The organism is Streptomyces sp. NPDC101132, from assembly GCF_044759225.1.
Taxonomy (GTDB): domain Bacteria; phylum Actinomycetota; class Actinomycetes; order Streptomycetales; family Streptomycetaceae; genus Streptomyces.
In genome coordinates, this window is the sequence record NZ_JBIVYX010000001.1 from 220,857 (window position 1) to 235,844 (window position 14,988).

The following is a 14,988-nucleotide window of genomic DNA, read 5'->3' on the forward strand; positions in this document are numbered from 1 at the left end:
TACGGGACCGGCGGCCGGTCCGGGCTGTCGGCGGCCACCGGTCAGCCCCGGGCCCGGCGCAGCAGGAGGTCCCGCAGTTCGCGGGCGTGCCGCCGGCTGACGGCCAGTTCCGCGGCCCCGACGCGGACGGTGGTGGCCCCGGCGTCCACCCGGAGTTCGTCGATGCGGGCCAGGGCGACCAGGTGGCGGCGGTGGATGCGCACGAAGCCGCGGGCGGCCCAGCGCTCCTCCAGGGTGGACAGCGGGATGCGGACGAGATGGCTGCCGGCGGCGGTGTGCAGGCGGGCGTAGTCGCCCTGGGCCTCGGCGTACGCGATGTCGTCGACCGGCACGAAGCGGGTGACGCCGCCGAGTTCGACGGCTATCTGCCCGTCGGCCGGCGGCTGTACGGGGATCCTGACGGCTCCGGGGCCGGGCGGGCCGGCCGGCCCGGCGGCAGCGGCGGCACCGCCGGGTCCGGGAACCTGCGGGACCTGCTGGACGTGCTGGTCGCAGACGCGGCGTACCGCTTCCGCGAGGCGTTCGCGGCGCACCGGCTTGAGCACGTAGTCCACCGCCTTGAGGTCGAAGGCCTGGACGGCGAAGCCCTCGTGGGCGGTGACGAACACCAGGTGCGGGGGGCGGGCGAAGCCGGACAGCAGGCGGGCGACGTCCAGGCCGGTGAGCCCGGCCATGTGGATGTCGAGGAAGACCACGTCGATGGCGTCGGGGCTGCCGGGTCCGGCCTCCAGGGCGCGGCCGATCCGCCGCAGCGCACCGGTCGCGTCGTTGGCTCCCTCGGCGCTGCGCACGCGCGGGTCGGCCCGCAGCAGGTACAGCAGTTCCTCAAGAGCGGGTTTCTCGTCGTCGACGGCCAGCGCGCGCAGCATGCCGCGCAGTGTAAACGGCCTATTTCAGCAGGCGGGAGAGGCGTCTGTCGGCCAGTGGCTTGCCGCCGGTCTGGCAGGTGGGGCAGTACTGGAGGGCGGAGTCGGCGAAGGAGACCTCGCGGATGGTGTCCCCGCACACGGGGCAGGGCTCCCCGGTGCGGCCGTGGACGCGCAGTCCGCTCTTCTTCTCCGCCTTCAGCCGCCCGGCGGCGACGCCCCGGGAGCGCTCGACGGCCTCGGCGAGGGTGGTCTCCAGGGCCTCGTAGAGGCATGTCACCTCGTCCTCGCCGAGTTTCGCGGCGAGTTTGAAGGGGGACATGCGGGCGGCGTGGAGTATCTCGTCGCTGTACGCGTTGCCGATGCCGGCGATGACGCTCTGGTCGCGCAGGACGCCCTTGATCTGGCGGCGTTCGCCGGTGAGGAGCGCGGCGAAGGCGTCCCGGTCGAAGCCCTCGGCGAGCGGGTCGGGGCCGAGGCGGGCGATGCCGGGCACCTCGGCCGGGTCGCGGACCACGTGGACGGCGAGGCGCTTCTGGGTGCCGGCCTCGGTGAGGTCGAAGCCGCCGCCGCCCTCCAGGGCGAGGCGCAGCGCGAGGGGTCCCTTGCCGGGGCGGGGCGGGGCGGCGGGCAGGGTGTCCTGCCAGCGCAGCCAGCCCGCCCGGGCGAGGTGGGTGACCAGGTGCAGGTCGCCGAAGGAGAGCGCGAGGAACTTGCCGTACCGGGCGGTGGGCCCGGCGGTCCGTCCGTGCAGGGCGGTCAGCGGCGGGTCGTACGTCTTGAGCACGCTGACGGCGGCCGGCCAGACGCGTTCGACGACCCGGCCGGCGAGGTGCTCGTCGAGGAAGTCCCGCAGGGCCTCCACCTCCGGCAGTTCCGGCATGTACTCCAGCCTGCCGCACACGGCCGCGCGCGGCGCGCCGGGAGCGGTCCGGGGGACGGACGGGGGCCGGTCCCGGGTGGCCGGCGGGGACGGGAGCTGCGCGGCCCGCCGGGACGGGACCGCCTCAGCCCGCCGGGGCGGGAGCGCCGCAGCCCGCGAGGGCGGCAGCGCCACGGTCGGCGGGGGCGGCAGCGCCGCAGCCCGCGAGGGCGGCAGCGCCGCGGTCGGCGGGGGCGGGAGCGCCGCGGCGCGTCAGTCCATGACGAACTCGCACCACACGCACTTGCCGCTGCCGCGGGACTCCACGCCCCACACGTCCGCGAGGCGGTCCACCAGCATCAGGCCGCGTCCCGAGACGCCGGATTCGCCGGCCTCGCGCCGGCGCGGCAGGGCGCTGGAGCGGTCCTCGACCTCGACGCGGAGGCGGCGTTCGGGGCCGGTGAGGACGCGGAGGGTGACGATCGCGGGCCCCTCGGTGTGCATCAGGGCGTTGACGATCAGCTCGTCGGCGACCAGTTCGATCTCGTCGGCGCGCTCCCCCGCGCCCCACGCCCGCACCGCGGCGCCGATCATGTGCCGGGCGGAGATCAGGGCCTCGGGGTCGTTCTGGGCCACGTGCTGCTGGAGGCGGCCGCCGCCGCGCGGGGTCTCCTCGACGCGGCGCCGGAGCAGGAGCAACGCCATGTCGTCGTCGCCGCCCCGCTCGTCGACGATCTCGCAGAGCCGGTCGGCGAGGCTCTGGAGTTCGGCGGGGCCCCGCCGGATCTGGGAGGTGAGCGCCTGGATGCCGTCGTCGAGGTCGGCGCCCGGCTGTTCGACCAGGCCGTCGGTGCACATCAGCAGGGTCTCGCCGGGGTCGAGCTCGACGGTGGTGACGGGGTACTCCAGGCGGCCGAACTCGGCGGACAGGCCGAGCGGCATGCCGCCCTCGACCGGCACGCGCCGCACGTCGCCCTCGCGGGAGCGCAGCAGCGGGTCGATGTGCCCGGCGCGGACCAGCTGGACCACGCCGGTCGTCAGGTCGGCCTCGGCGTAGGTGCAGGTGGCGAAGCGGTCGGTGTCGAGTTCGTGGAGGAAGCCGGAGGCGCGGGCGATCACGGTGGCCGGTGCGTGGCCTTCGGAGGCGTAGGCGCGCAGCACGATCCGGAGCTGGCCCATCACGGCCGCGGCGTGGGTGTCGTGGCCCTGGACGTCGCCGATGACCGCGCCGACCCGGCCGCCGGGCAGGGGGATGACGTCGTACCAGTCGCCGCCGATGTCCCGGCCCATCCGTGCGGAGCGGTAGCGGACGGCGATCTGGGCGCCGGGGACGCTGGGGATGCGGCGGGGCAGCATCGCCTGCTGGAGGCCCTCGGCCAGTTCGTGCTCCTGTTCCAGCAGCATGGCCCGCTGGAGGCTCTGCGCGATGCTGCTGCCGAGCGCGACCAGCAGGTTCCGCTCGTCCTGGGTGAAGCCGTCCTTGTCCTGGTAGAGGAGTCCGATGGCGCCGATGGGCCGGGCCTGGGCGATCAGCGGCAGGTAGGCGGCGGCCGAGATCTCCATGTACGCGATCTTGTCCCAGAGGATCGGGTAGCCCTCGGCGAAGTCCTCGGCCGACTCGATGAACCGCGGCTGGAGCGAGCGGACCACCTCGCTCATCGGGTAGCCCTCGTCGATCCGGGTGTAGCGGGTGCCGGGCACGAAGCTGCCTTCGGGCCCCTCGGCGACCAGGTGGATCCGGCTGCCGGACTCGACCAGGCCCATCACCATGCCCATGGTGCCCAGGCGCTCCAGCCCCTGGCTGTCGCTGAGCGCGTCGATGACGTCCTGGACGGTGCGGGCGTGCGCGAGGGCCGCGGTGGTGCCCTCGACCACCGAGGTCTGGCGGCGGCGCTCCTCGTCGAGCCCGAGGCGCTCGGCGGAGTGGCTGAGCTCCTCGGTGGCGTCGCGGACGATGCCGATGATGCGGTACGGGCGGCCGTCGGCGTCCCGCATCACCCGGCCCTGGGTGTGGGTCCAGCGGTGCCGGCCGTCGCGGCAGCGGATGCGGAAGTAGGCGCCGTAGCTGTCGGAGCCGCTCTTGAGGGCGCTGGAGACCATCGCGTCGAGCCGGACCGCCTCGGCGGGCGGGACCCGGGGGGCGAGGGATTCGGGGCGTCCGTCGTATTCGTCCGGCAGGACGTCGAAGACCTCGTGTGCGGCCGGATCCATGTGCATGAGCCCGGTGACCAGGTCCCAGTCGAAGCTGCCCATCCGGTTGAGCGCCAGGCTCCGGTCCGGGTGTGCGGGCCAGTCGTCCGGCAGCGATACGGTGGTCGGCACCGCTCCACCATGACATTCTTCGGCCGATTCCTCGACAGGAGGCCGCCGCGCGGTGTGCTCGGCTCAGGCGTTCTCCAGGTAGGCGTCGGGGTCTGGGGCCTGCGTGTCGCCGGTGCCGCCGTACGGGTCGTAGGGGGCGTACGGGTCGCTGGGGGCGTACGGGTCGACGCCGTAGGGGTCGTACGGGTCCCCGGTCGAGCCGTCCGGCTGCACCGGGACCTCTTCGGTGAACGGGTCGCCGGGCGGCGTCTCCACGGGCAGGTCGGACGGGACGTCGCCGGGCGTGGTGCCGGTGTCGGGGAGGCTGGGCAGCGGTTCGGCGGGGCTGCTGCGGTCCGGGACGGTGGTGTCGGGCGACACCACCGCGGGCGGCGGGGTGAGCGGCGGACAGTCGGTGGGCCGGGCGGCCGGGGGTTCCGCGGCGGTGCCGTCGTCCGCTCTCGGAGTCGCGCTCAGGGGCGGGGTCGGGGTGCTGCTCGGGGTGGCGCAGGGGTCGCCGGAGCCGGTGTCCGGGCTGGCGGGCGCGTCGGACGGGATCGGGCCGGTCGGGTCGTGGGCCGGCGGGACCGCGGGGCGCCGGTCCTGGGCGCCGTCGTCGCCGGTGGTGCGTTCGATCCAGGTGTTGTCGGTGATGTTGACGATCACCAGGTTGGTGACCGCCTGGGTGGTCGGCTTGATCACGACGACCTGGTGGGGCTGGTAGCCGGGCCAGGGCGCGCCCTGGTGCAGCTGTTTGCCCTCGACTGCGGCGGGCGGCATCAGCGGGTTGCCGCAGGCGCAGCGGACGCGGGGCAGCCCGTGCTCGTCGACGAGGACGGCGGTGCCGGCCTGGAGCACGGACTGGAAGCTGGTCGCGCGGCCGTCGCGGAATCCGTGGTTGGTGACCCGGGTGTCGGCCCGGAGGACGACCGGGGTGAGGCCGCGCAGGAAGTCGGGCAGCTCGGCCTGGGCGACGCCTGCGGCCCGGGAGAAGGCGCGGGCCCTGGCCTGCTCGGCGGCGAGGAAGGCGACCTGCTGTTCGACGTCGCAGCTGCCCAGTTTGTGGGTGCCGCCGTAGAGGCCGGGGACGGCGCCGTTGACGGTCCGCAGGGTGGGGGCGCCGCCGCTGTCGGTCGGTTCGACGTCGGCCGTGCCCGAGGTGCCGCCGGTGCCCGAGGGGAGGGCGACGGCGGAGGTGGCCGTGGACGCGGTGAACGGGTCGGGGCCGGCCGCGGCCACGGGCTGGAGGTGGACCTCCTGCCCGCGGTCGGCCGCGCGGGCGCCGCCGCCGTCGGAGCAGGCCGCGGTGAGGAGGCCGAGGGCGGCCACGCAGGCGGCGAGGGGGTAGCTGCGGACCGTTGCTCGCACGGAATCTCCTCTTCGGCCTGGAGTGCCCTCAATTGTCTGCGGGGCCGCACACCGGGCCGCAAGCGGAGCGGGGCCGGGGGGTGACGCTGCGTGCACCAATGGCGCAGGGGCCGCACACCGGCAGCCCTTCTTGAACATGTTCAAGAATCTGCGTAGGCTGCACCTGCGAGTTGAACACGTTCAAGGGGGGTGTGCGGTGTCCGCGTTGGAACTGCTGGTCGACCCGGTGGTGGCCCTGGGCATGCTGGCCGTCGTCCCGGCGGGCCTCCGGCTGGCCGGCCCCGCCGGACCGCGGGGGACGGGGGTCCTCACGGTCGCGGCGCGCTGGTGGCCGGTGGCCGCACTGCCCGGCGCGGTCTCCCTGTGGCTGCCGCGGGGCACCCCGGCCACGGCCCTGGCCGCCGTGTACGCGCTGGCCGCCCTGGCCCTCGCGGCCGTGGCCGGCGCCCGGCTGGTCCGGGCGGGGCGGGGGGACCCGGCGGGGCGGGGCCGCCTCCGGCTCCCGGCCGAGGAGGTGGCCCTGCTCACCGCCCTGGTCTCGCCCTCGGTGGCCGCGACCGCGCTGGTCGCCGAACGCGCCGGCCGGCACCTCTTCGGCTTCGACCTCGACATCCTGGCCCTGACCGTGCCCCACTTCCACTTCGCCGGCTTCACCGCGGCACTGGTGGCGGGGCTGGTCTGCCGGGCGGCCGGGGCCGGGCCGCGGGCGCGGTTCGCGGCGTACAGCGTTCCGGCCGGAACACTGCTCGTCCTCGCCGGATACTTCGTCGACGATTGGCTGGAACTGGCCGGTGCGCTCGTGCTGACCGCCGGCATGTGGACCGTCTCGCTGCTCACCTGGCAGGACATCCGCGGCCGCACGGCCGACCGCCTCACCCGCGCCCTGCTCACCACCTCGGCGGTGGTCCTGCCGGCCACCATGCTGCTCGCGCTCAGCTGGGCGCTGGGCGAGGCCACCGGACTCCCCCACCTCAGCCTGACCTGGACCGCGGCCACGCACGGCCTCGGCAACGCCCTCGGCTTCGCACTGTGCTCGGTGCTGGCCTGGCACCGTCTGAAGGAGACACCGGCATGAACCCGCTGCTCGACCCCGCCGCCCTGAGCTACCCCGAGGCCGGCGCCACCCTGCGCGGCGGCCCGCTGCCCGCCGGCTACCACCACCTGCGCCACCGCACCCGCGTCGGCACCGGCCGGGCCGCCTTCGAGGCCGCCGGCCGGGCGGTCACCACCTTCGCGATGCACCGGGCCGTCGGCCTGCGGGTGCGGGCCGACCGGGAGCGCGCCGAGCCCGGCGTACGGCTGGACAACGGGCTCGGCATCGGCCGGCTGGAGCTGTCCGTGCCCTGCGAGGTGGTCGGGGCCGTGTACGAGCGGGACCTCACCGGCTTCGCGTACGGCACCCGGAACGGCCACCCCGAGCAGGGCGAGGAGTCGTTCCTGGTGGAGCTGGCCGAGGACGGGGCGGTGTGGTTCACCGTGACCGCCTTCAGCCGCCCCGCCACCTGGTACACCCGCCTGGCCGGACCGGTCGTGCCGTTCCTCCAGCTGCGCTTCGCCCGCCTCTGCGGCCGCCGGCTGCGGCGGCTCGCGGCGGCCTGAGGCACCTCGCGACGGCCTGAGGCACCGGGCCGGTGCCGGGCGGATACTGGTGGTGATGGACTGGTTCACCGAGCCCGGCTACTGGCTGAGCCGGCTGGTCTTCCAGCGGGGCCTCGCCGGGCTGTACGCCGTCGCCTTCCTCGCCGCCGCGCTCCAGTTCCGCGCGCTGATCGGCGAGAAGGGCATGCTGCCCGTCCCCCACTACGTACGCCAGGTCCCCTTCTCCCGTGCGCCCAGCCTGTTCCAACTGCGCTACTCCGACCGGCTCTTCGCGTGCTGCGCCTGGACGGGCGTGCTGCTGGCCGCGGCGGTGGCCTGCGGCGCGGCCGACGCGGTGCCCCTCGGGGCGGCGATGGCCATGTGGCTGGTGCTCTGGGCGCTGTACCTGTCGATCGTCAACGTCGGGCAGACCTGGTACGCCTTCGGCTGGGAGTCGCTGCTGCTGGAGGCCGGCTTCCTGGCCGTGTTCCTCGGCAACGCCTCGGTCGGGCCGCCGGTGCCGGTGCTCTGGCTGCTGCGCTGGGTGCTGTTCCGGGTGGAGTTCGGCGCGGGGCTGATCAAGATGCGGGGCGACCCGTGCTGGCGCCGGCTGACCTGCCTCTACCACCACCACGAGACCCAGCCGATGCCGGGGCCGCTGAGCTGGTTCTTCCACCGGCTGCCCCGGCCGCTGCACCGGGTGGAGTGCGCGGCCAACCACGTCACGCAACTGCTGGTTCCGGTGCTGCTGTTCACCCCCCAGCCGGTGGCCACGGTCGCGGCGGCCGTGATGGTGGTGACCCAGCTGTGGCTGGTGTTCTCGGGGAACTTCGCCTGGCTGAACTGGATCACCATCGTCCTCGCCCTGTCCGCGGTGGACTTCACCCTCTTCGGCGCCCCGCGGCGCACCGCGGCGGACTTCGGGGAGACCCCGGTCTGGTACGTGGTGACGGTGTGCGCGGTGACGGCACTGGTGCTGGTGCTCAGCCACCGCCCGGCCCGCAACCTGCTCTCCCGGCGCCAGGCGATGAACCGCTCCTTCGACTCCCTGCACCTGGTGAACGCGTACGGGGCCTTCGGCACGGTCGGCCGGATCCGCGACGAGGTGGTCGTCGAGGGCACCGCCGACCCGGTGCCCTCGCGGGAGAGCGCGTGGCTGCCGTACGAGTTCAAGGGCAAGCCCGGCGACGTGAAGCGGATGCCGCGCCAGTTCGCCCCGTACCACCTGCGGCTGGACTGGCTGATGTGGTTCGCGGCGCTCAACCCGGGTTACGCGCGGGACTGGTTCGGACCGTTCGTGACCCGGCTGCTGGAGAACGACCGGGACACCCTCCGGCTGCTGCGGCACAACCCCTTCCCCGACGCGCCGCCGGTCTACGTCCGCGCCCGCCTCTACCGCTACCGCTTCACCACCTGGCCCGAACTCCGCGCCACCCACGCGTGGTGGCACCGCCGCCTCCTCCGCGACTTCCTCCCCCCGACCCGCCTGGCCGCGTACGACGAGAAGGACGGGCCGGACGAGCCGGACGGGTACGACTAGGACCGCACCGGGGGCAGTGCGGTCAGGGACGGCCGTGCGGGCAGGGCGTCCGTGCGGGCAGGGGGGCGGTCAGGGGCAGAAGATTTCGCGGGCCGCGGACGCGCCCTCGTTCCAGCCGTCCCGGAAGGCCTCGTTCGCGGACGCCGGCGGCTTGGCCGCGCAGTCCTCGCTGACGGCGTCCCAGCCTGCCGTGACCCCGGCCTTGTAGGTGGTGCCGGGCCTGCCGGTGGGTTCCGGGCCTCCGGTGCACACCGTGGTGGTGCCGCCCTGCGTCACGGCGTAGCGGCCGTCGGCCTTGTTGGCGATGCGGAAGGAGCCGCCGTCCGGCACGTTGAAGTCCGTGATGGGAGAGCCCGGCGAGGACAACTGGGCCTCGCCCCGGGCGAATCCCTTGCCCTCGACGGTGACCCGATCCGCCTGGTCGGGCTCCGAGACGGTGCAGGTGGCCGCCGGTGCGGCGGCGGGCGGCCGGGCGGACACCGCCGGTGCCGCCGCGAGCGCCGAGGCGCCCAGCGCGATCACGGCGGCCGCGGAGATGGTGCGCGCGCGTCGGTGCATGGTGCTTCTCCTCGTTCCCTCGTCGGTCCGGCGCGACGGGGTCGCGTCCGGGTCCTGCGGGAATGGCTCCATCCTCCCCCGCCCGGTACGGCGTGTCGACCGGACGGGTGGCGGCTGACCGGGCGGGCCCGGTACGACGAAGGCGCCGCCCCTGGGGGGGGCGGCGCCTTCGTGCGGCGTCGGTGTCGGTGTCGTCAGGCGATGGAGGCCGAGACGATGGCGGCCACCGCGAGGTTGCAGGAGGCGGTGACCCAGACGGCGGGGTGCGGCTCCGGGTCGACCACTATGGCGCCGAGCTTGCCCGGGGTGACCAGGTCGAGCACGAGGAACGCGACCGCCATCAGGACCAGGCCCAGCACGCCGAAGGCGGCGGTGGACGCGAGGCCCTTGCCGAAGTCGTCGTACGTGGTCCAGATCGAGGTGAAGACGATGCCGCCGATGCCGAGGAGTGCGGAGCTGAGCAGGAGGGCGGCGTTGCGGTTGCGTTCCTCCCAGATCTGCTTGGGCAGCTTTCCGGGGGTCAGCACGTCCACCAGCACGATGCCGAGGATCAGCAGCACCAGGCCGAGCGCTCCGTAGGCGCTGGTCCGGCCAAGTCCGTTGACGATGTCGTTCATTGGGGGGCGTGTCTCCATCCGGGACGGAAAGGGGGCGGGGCCGGCCGAATTTATCGCACGGCAGTCGGCCGGACCAGGGTCCGGCGAGAAGGCGGTGCGCAGGTCGCTGCCGCAGGGAACGGCCTAGGCGCCGGGAACGCCGAGGGAGCGGAGGACGGCTGATTCCTTGTGGGGGGACAGGCCCACCGGGGGGCGGTCGGGGCGGTGGGGGGCCTTGCCGTTCAGGGAGGTGAGCCAGGCCCAGGTGTCGTCCACCGTCTCCGCGACCGGGCGGCAGCGCAGGCCGGCGGCCAGGGCGCGGGTGACGTCGGCCCCGTGCAGGGCCTCGCGGTCGGGGCCTTCGGGGAGCCAGACGGGGAGTTCGGTCCACGGCTCGATGCCGGCGTCGAGGAGGATCCCGGGGTCGGCCCAGTGCAGTTCGGCGGTGCCGCCGGTGGCGGTGACGCAGGCGTCGAGCAGGCCGCCGAGGGTGACGTGGCCGGGCGGGGAGACCAGGTCGTACGGGCCCGCGAGGCCGGCCGCGGCGGCGTCGAGGGTCCAGCGCGCGAGGTCGCGCACGTCGACGTACTGGACCGGCTGGTCGTGCGGGCCGGGGGCGAGGACCGGGCCGCCGCGTGCGGTGCGGTTGAGCCACCAGGGGAGGCGGCCGATGTTCTCGTACGGGCCGAGGACCAGGCCCGCGCGGACGAGCAGGGTGCGGGCGGCACCGAAGGCGGCCTCCGCGGCGAGCTCGCCGCCGCGCTTGGCCTCGGCGTACGGGGCTTCGGTGAGGTCCGGCGAGGAGTCCACGACCGGCGCGTCCTCGGCCAGGCCGGGCGCAGCGGGGTGGGCGTAGACGGAACGGCTGGACACGTACGCGTACCGGCCGGCGCGCGGCGCGAGCAGGCGGGCGCTGTCGCGCACCGCCGCTGGGGCGCCGGACCAGGTGTCCACCACCAGGTCCCACTCCCCCGCGGCCAGCGCGGTCAGGCCCTGGGAGGTGGTGCGGTCGCCGTGGAGCGCGGCGGCGCCGGGCGGCGGTGCGTGCCGGCCGCGGTGGAAGACCGTGACCTCCCAGCCGCGGGCGAGGGCGTCCTCGGTGACGGCGCGGCCCACGAACTCGGTCCCGCCCAGCATCAGCAGTCTCATGGCGCCAGCCTGCCCGGCGGGTGGTGCGGGCGGAACGTCCGATCGCCGAGGGCGGACGGGTGTTCACCGGCAGCGGACGGAGGGGCGGGTTCCGGCGCGGAGCGCCGTGTGCGGCCCGGCTCCACGCAAGGCGGGCCCCCGTGCCGAAGGGGGCACGGGGGCGCGTCGTGGCCGGCGGTCAGTCGATGCCGGGCAGGATGTGCGGCTCCGCGAGGTCGTCCTCGTAGCCGGCGAGCCGGATGGGGGCCGACCGGGCCCACACCTCCAGGCTGCCCAGCTCGTCGGAACGGCGGCGGCCGCGCCGCTCGGTGGCTCGTTCCTTCAGGGCTTGATCATGCTGCGTCAACTCTGGTGTCACCGCGCACTCCTTTGTGTCGCGTAACCCGTCGGGCTCCCGCGCTCGGTCGCCTCCGACCGGTCCGAATCGTCCGTCGGGGCAGTGAAAAAGGGCAGTTCGGTCGCGGTGGCGCCGTCTCGTGTTCACACGGAGGTGGCCTTGGTGGGGCCTTCCGTGCGCCTAAGGTTACACATATGAGCGGGGTCCCGCTCGATAGGGGGGTGAAATCCGGCCTGTCTCCTTCCCGACTGCGCCCGTTCAGCACCGCGCCCCCGGTCGTGTTCACCGGACCGTGGTCTGCTCGCCCCGTCGGACGGGGAAGGCTCGGCGGGAGCGGAGGCGGTCGTGGTGGCGGAGGAGACCGGCGGGGCGGACGTGCCCCGTGTGGGCAGTGTCGCGGAACTCATGGAGCTGCTGCACGCCTGCCGCGGGGCGTGGGACACGCCCGACCGCAGCGGGGATCCGGTGGATCTGCACGATCACGCGCTCCAGACCGCACATCTTTTGCGCCGTTCCCACCCTGCGGACAAGGAACTTCAGGTGGCGGGGCTCGTGCACGACCTCGGCCACCTGCTCCGTCCGGGTGACGACGCGGGGCACGCGGACACCGCGGCGGACGCGGTGCGGGGACTGCTGGGCGAGCGCGTGGCGCGGCTGGTGCGGCTGCACGTACCGGCGAAGCGGTACTTGGCGGCGGTCGAGCCGCGGCGGGCGCTGTCGGCGCAGAGCGCCCTGACCCTCGCCGCGCAGGGCGGGGTGATGGGCCGGGAGGAGGCCGCGGCGTTCGCGGCCGGGCCGGACGCGGGGGCGGCGGTGGTCCTGCGCCAGGCCGACGACGCGGGGAAGACCCCCGGGCTCGACGCGGGGGTGATGGAGGACTGGCGCCCGGTCCTGGAACTGGTCGCGGACCGGGCGTACGACCGGCGGGCGGGGGCCCCGGGCCCCGCGCCGCGGGCGCGGGTGCGCCCGGCGGGGGCCTCCGGCGGCGGGCCGGCGTCCTACCAGTTCGCCGGCGAGTAGTCCTTCAGGAAGACGCCGTACAGGTCCTCGCCGGCCTCGCCGCGGACGACCGGGTCGTACACGCGGGCCGCGCCGTCGACGAGGTCGAGGGGGGCGTGGAAGCCCTCCTCCGCCAGCCGCAGCTTGTCGAAGTGCGGGCGCTCGTCGGTGATCCAGCCCGTGTCGACCGAGGTCATGAGGATCCCGTCGGCCTGGAACATCTCCTGGGCGCTGGTCCGCGTCACCATGTTCATCGCGGCCTTGGCCGCGTTGGTGTTCGGGTGGCCCGCGCCCTTGTAGCCGCGGCTGAAGACGCCCTCCATCGCGGAGACGTTCACGACGTACGCGCGGCCGCTGGCCGACTGGCGGGCGGCCTCGGCCATGACCGGCCGCAGCTTGCTGATGAGGATGAACGGCGACGTGTAGTTGCAGAGCTGGGTCTCCAGCAGCTCGACCGGGGAGATCTGGTCGATGGTCTGCACCCACGTGTTGGTCTCGACGACGTCCGGCAGCAGGCCTCCGGCGTCGATGGCGGTGCCGTCGAGGTGCCGCTCGATGCTGGCGTTGCCCGCCACGAGCGCCAGGTCGGCGACCTTCTGGGCGTCCAGGCCGCTCGTGCCGAGGGGCAGGGCCGCCAGCCCGTCGACCGCGCCGGAGCCGAAGGCGCCGATGACGTGGTGGGCGGGCAGCTCGCCGGCGGGCAGCGGGGCGCTCTCCCCCTCGACCAGGGCGGCGTACGCGCTGGGCAGGCGGCGGACGGTCTGCGTGGCGTTGTTGATCAGGATGTCCAGCCGGCCGGCCTCGGTCAGCTGGTCGGCGAGGGCCACGGACTGGGCCGGGTCGCGCAGGTCGATGCCGACGACCTCCAGGCGGTGCATCCAGTCCGCCGAGTCCTCCATCGCCTTGAAGCGGCGGATGGCGTCCTTCGGGAAGCGGGTGGTGATCGTGGTGTGCGCGCCGTCGCGGAGCAGTCGCAGCGCGATGTACATGCCGATCTTGGCGCGGCCGCCGGTGAGCAGGGCGCGCTTGCCGGTCAGGTCGGCGCGGGCCTCGCGCTTGGCCCGGTTCTGGGCGGCGCAGGCCGCGCAGAGCTGGTGGTAGAAGTAGTCGACCTCGACGTACCGGGTCTTGCAGACGTAGCAGGAGCGCGGGCGCTGGAGTATCCCGGCGATCCGGCCGGCCTCGGTGACCGAGGAGGGCAGGATGCCCTCGGTCTCGTCGTCGATGCGCTGCGCGGAGCCGGTGGCGGTGGCCTCGGTGACGGCCTTGTCGTTGGCGGTCTTGGCGGCGCGGCGCTCGGAGCGGCGGCGCTGCTTGACCGTGCGGTAGATGCCGGCGGTGGCCCGGCGCACGGTGATCGCGTCGGGGTGGTCGACCTCCAGCTTGTCGAGCTCCTCGAGCACGCTCAGGCAGACGGCCAGGCGCTCGGGGTCGATGCCCGGGCCGTACTCCTGGATGTCTTCAGTCACCGTCATGGCCGCTGCCGTTCCTCGTTGCTCGTGGTCTGCTCGCCGGGTCGCCGCCCGTGCCCGCGGTCGTCGCGCGTGCGCTGCCGCGCCTGCGTCGTCCGTCGTGCCGTCCGCGGCCCGCGCGCGCGTCGCGCGCGTGTCCCGTACCGAAAGGAGAACTTTACGGAGCCCCCGGCCCGCCCTCCAAACCCGCTCACGGTGTGCGACACCGCGGTCACTTCCCGTCCGCCGGAGCGCGGGCTTCCGGGCCCCGTGCGCCGCCCGCAGTACGCCGTACTCCAGCCGCGGTAGGGCGATGACCTGCTCAGGTTCGAGGAATAGTCGAGTGGACGGAGGCATTCTGGAAGACATGGACCTGACGCTGCCGGGGTCCCGATGAGCGCGCTGGCGCTGTCGGTGCTCCTCTGTCTGATATCGGCCCTGGCGTACGCCGGGGGCGCGATAGTCCAGGAGCGGGTGGCCGTCAGCACCCCGGACCGCCCCTACGCACCGCTGCGGCGGCCCGCGTGGTGGACGGCGGTGGGCCTGAACGGACTCGGTGCCCTGCTGCACGTCGCGGCCCTCGCGTACGGTCCGCTCTCCCTGGTCCAGCCGCTGGGCGCGCTGACCATCGTCTTCGCGCTGCCGCTGGCGGCCCTCTTCGTCCACCGCCGCGCCGGGCGGACCGCCTGGCGCGGGGCGCTGATGGCCACCGCGGGGCTCGCGGGGCTGCTCGCGCTGACCGGGCGGGCCGTGCACGCGGATCCGCTGGACGGCGGTGAGCGGGGGCTGCTGGTGCCGGTGACGGCGGGCGCGGTGGCGGTGCTGTGGGCCGCCTCGCACCTGGTCCGGCGGCCCGCCCAGCGCAGCGTGCTGCTGGCGGCGGCCGCGGGGACGGCCTTCGGGATCGCCTCGGTGTTCACCAAGTCGGTGGCCACCGGGTGGACCGCGTCGGCGCCGCTGGCCCAGTACGGGGAGATGCTGGTGATCGCGGGGCTGGCGACCTCGGGGCTGCTGCTGTCCCAGGCCTCGTACCGGGGCGCGGGGCTGACCGCTCCGCTGGCCACGGTCACGGTGGTCAATCCGGTGGTCGCGGCCGTGGTGGGGCTGACCCTGTTCGGCGAGTCGTTCCGCGGCGGCCCCGCGGGGGCGGCGGGCGCGGTCCTGTTCGCGATGCTCACGGCGGCCGGTGTGGTGCTGCTGATGACGGAACGGCACGCCGCGGAGGTGGCGGAGTCCGAGTCGATCTCATCGGTCCGGGCGGGCGGCGGCGTGCCGGTGGCGGCTCCCACCGGGCGCGTGGCGGCTCCCACCGGGCGCGTGGCGGCTCCCACCGGGCGCGTGGTGGCTTCCTCGGGTGCCCGGCGGGAGTCCGTCGCGTCGTCG

At 74.7% G+C, this 14,988-nt stretch carries 13 protein-coding genes and 1 pseudogene; 5 read left to right on the forward strand and 9 right to left on the reverse strand.

The window, feature by feature from the left end; translation table 11 throughout:
• Positions 1 to 41: 41 nt before the first annotated feature.
• The 4 genes from ACIQUR_RS01090 to ACIQUR_RS01105 all read right to left on the reverse strand — a co-directional run bounded on the left by ACIQUR_RS01090 (position 42) and on the right by ACIQUR_RS01105 (position 5,397).
• Positions 42 to 869: a LytR/AlgR family response regulator transcription factor gene (locus ACIQUR_RS01090; protein ID WP_403656528.1), complete on the reverse strand. Its 828-nt coding sequence runs from the start codon at positions 867 to 869 to the stop codon at positions 42 to 44.
• A 19-nt stretch (positions 870 to 888) separates the two neighbouring features.
• Complete coding sequence (locus ACIQUR_RS01095; protein WP_403656531.1) at positions 889 to 1,749, reverse strand: Fpg/Nei family DNA glycosylase; 861 nt, start codon at positions 1,747 to 1,749, stop codon at positions 889 to 891.
• A 252-nt stretch (positions 1,750 to 2,001) separates the two neighbouring features.
• Complete coding sequence (locus ACIQUR_RS01100; RefSeq protein WP_403656534.1) at positions 2,002 to 4,050, reverse strand: SpoIIE family protein phosphatase; 2,049 nt, start codon at positions 4,048 to 4,050, stop codon at positions 2,002 to 2,004.
• 63 nt (positions 4,051 to 4,113) lie between these two features.
• Positions 4,114 to 5,397, reverse strand: a complete 1,284-nt coding sequence (locus ACIQUR_RS01105) for a DUF6777 domain-containing protein (protein ID WP_403656537.1) — start codon at positions 5,395 to 5,397, stop codon at positions 4,114 to 4,116.
• A 205-nt stretch (positions 5,398 to 5,602) separates the two neighbouring features.
• On the opposite strand from ACIQUR_RS01105, the gene ACIQUR_RS01110 reads away from it, so the two are divergent.
• Genes ACIQUR_RS01110 through ACIQUR_RS01120 form a run of 3 tightly spaced genes read left to right on the forward strand, consistent with a single transcriptional unit; the run spans position 5,603 to position 8,515 of the window.
• Positions 5,603 to 6,472, forward strand: coding sequence for a YndJ family protein (locus tag ACIQUR_RS01110; RefSeq protein WP_403657937.1), 870 nt, complete (start codon positions 5,603 to 5,605; stop codon positions 6,470 to 6,472).
• Positions 6,469 to 6,996 (forward strand): DUF1990 family protein, encoded by a 528-nt coding sequence (locus ACIQUR_RS01115; RefSeq protein ID WP_403656540.1) that lies wholly within the window; start codon positions 6,469 to 6,471, stop codon positions 6,994 to 6,996. The genes ACIQUR_RS01110 and ACIQUR_RS01115 overlap by 4 nt, the downstream gene beginning before the upstream one ends.
• A 55-nt stretch (positions 6,997 to 7,051) precedes the next feature.
• Positions 7,052 to 8,515: a lipase maturation factor family protein gene (locus tag ACIQUR_RS01120; protein WP_403656543.1), complete on the forward strand. Its 1,464-nt coding sequence runs from the start codon at positions 7,052 to 7,054 to the stop codon at positions 8,513 to 8,515.
• Between the two features lie 69 nt (positions 8,516 to 8,584).
• On the opposite strand, the gene ACIQUR_RS01125 is transcribed toward ACIQUR_RS01120, so the two are convergent.
• From ACIQUR_RS01125 to ACIQUR_RS01140, 4 genes are all read right to left on the reverse strand, one after another.
• Positions 8,585 to 9,073: a hypothetical protein gene (locus ACIQUR_RS01125; protein ID WP_403656546.1), complete on the reverse strand. Its 489-nt coding sequence runs from the start codon at positions 9,071 to 9,073 to the stop codon at positions 8,585 to 8,587.
• Between the two features lie 194 nt (positions 9,074 to 9,267).
• Complete coding sequence (locus tag ACIQUR_RS01130; RefSeq protein ID WP_403656549.1) at positions 9,268 to 9,690, reverse strand: DUF350 domain-containing protein; 423 nt, start codon at positions 9,688 to 9,690, stop codon at positions 9,268 to 9,270.
• A 123-nt stretch (positions 9,691 to 9,813) separates the two neighbouring features.
• Positions 9,814 to 10,818 carry an NAD-dependent epimerase/dehydratase family protein gene (locus tag ACIQUR_RS01135; protein ID WP_403656552.1) on the reverse strand — a complete coding sequence of 335 codons (1,005 nt, stop codon included), beginning with the start codon at positions 10,816 to 10,818 and terminating at the stop codon, positions 9,814 to 9,816.
• 178 nt (positions 10,819 to 10,996) lie between these two features.
• Complete coding sequence (locus tag ACIQUR_RS01140) at positions 10,997 to 11,176, reverse strand: hypothetical protein (protein ID WP_403656555.1); 180 nt, start codon at positions 11,174 to 11,176, stop codon at positions 10,997 to 10,999.
• 384 nt (positions 11,177 to 11,560) lie between these two features.
• Here ACIQUR_RS01140 and ACIQUR_RS01145 point away from each other — a divergent pair, with 384 nt between their 5' ends.
• A complete protein-coding gene (locus ACIQUR_RS01145; RefSeq protein ID WP_403657940.1) occupies positions 11,561 to 12,175 on the forward strand; it encodes an inositol oxygenase family protein in 615 nt (204 codons plus the stop codon).
• On the opposite strand, the gene ACIQUR_RS01150 is transcribed toward ACIQUR_RS01145, so the two are convergent.
• A complete protein-coding gene (locus tag ACIQUR_RS01150) occupies positions 12,154 to 13,629 on the reverse strand; it encodes an SDR family NAD(P)-dependent oxidoreductase (RefSeq protein WP_403656558.1) in 1,476 nt (491 codons plus the stop codon). The two genes, ACIQUR_RS01145 and ACIQUR_RS01150, sit on opposite strands and share 22 nt — an antisense overlap.
• Positions 13,630 to 13,998: 369 nt before the next feature.
• Between ACIQUR_RS01150 and ACIQUR_RS01155 the strand changes: the two are divergent.
• Positions 13,999 to 14,799 (forward strand): annotated as a pseudogene (locus ACIQUR_RS01155) (DMT family transporter); the annotation flags it as partial.
• Between the last annotated feature and the right edge of the window lie 189 nt (positions 14,800 to 14,988).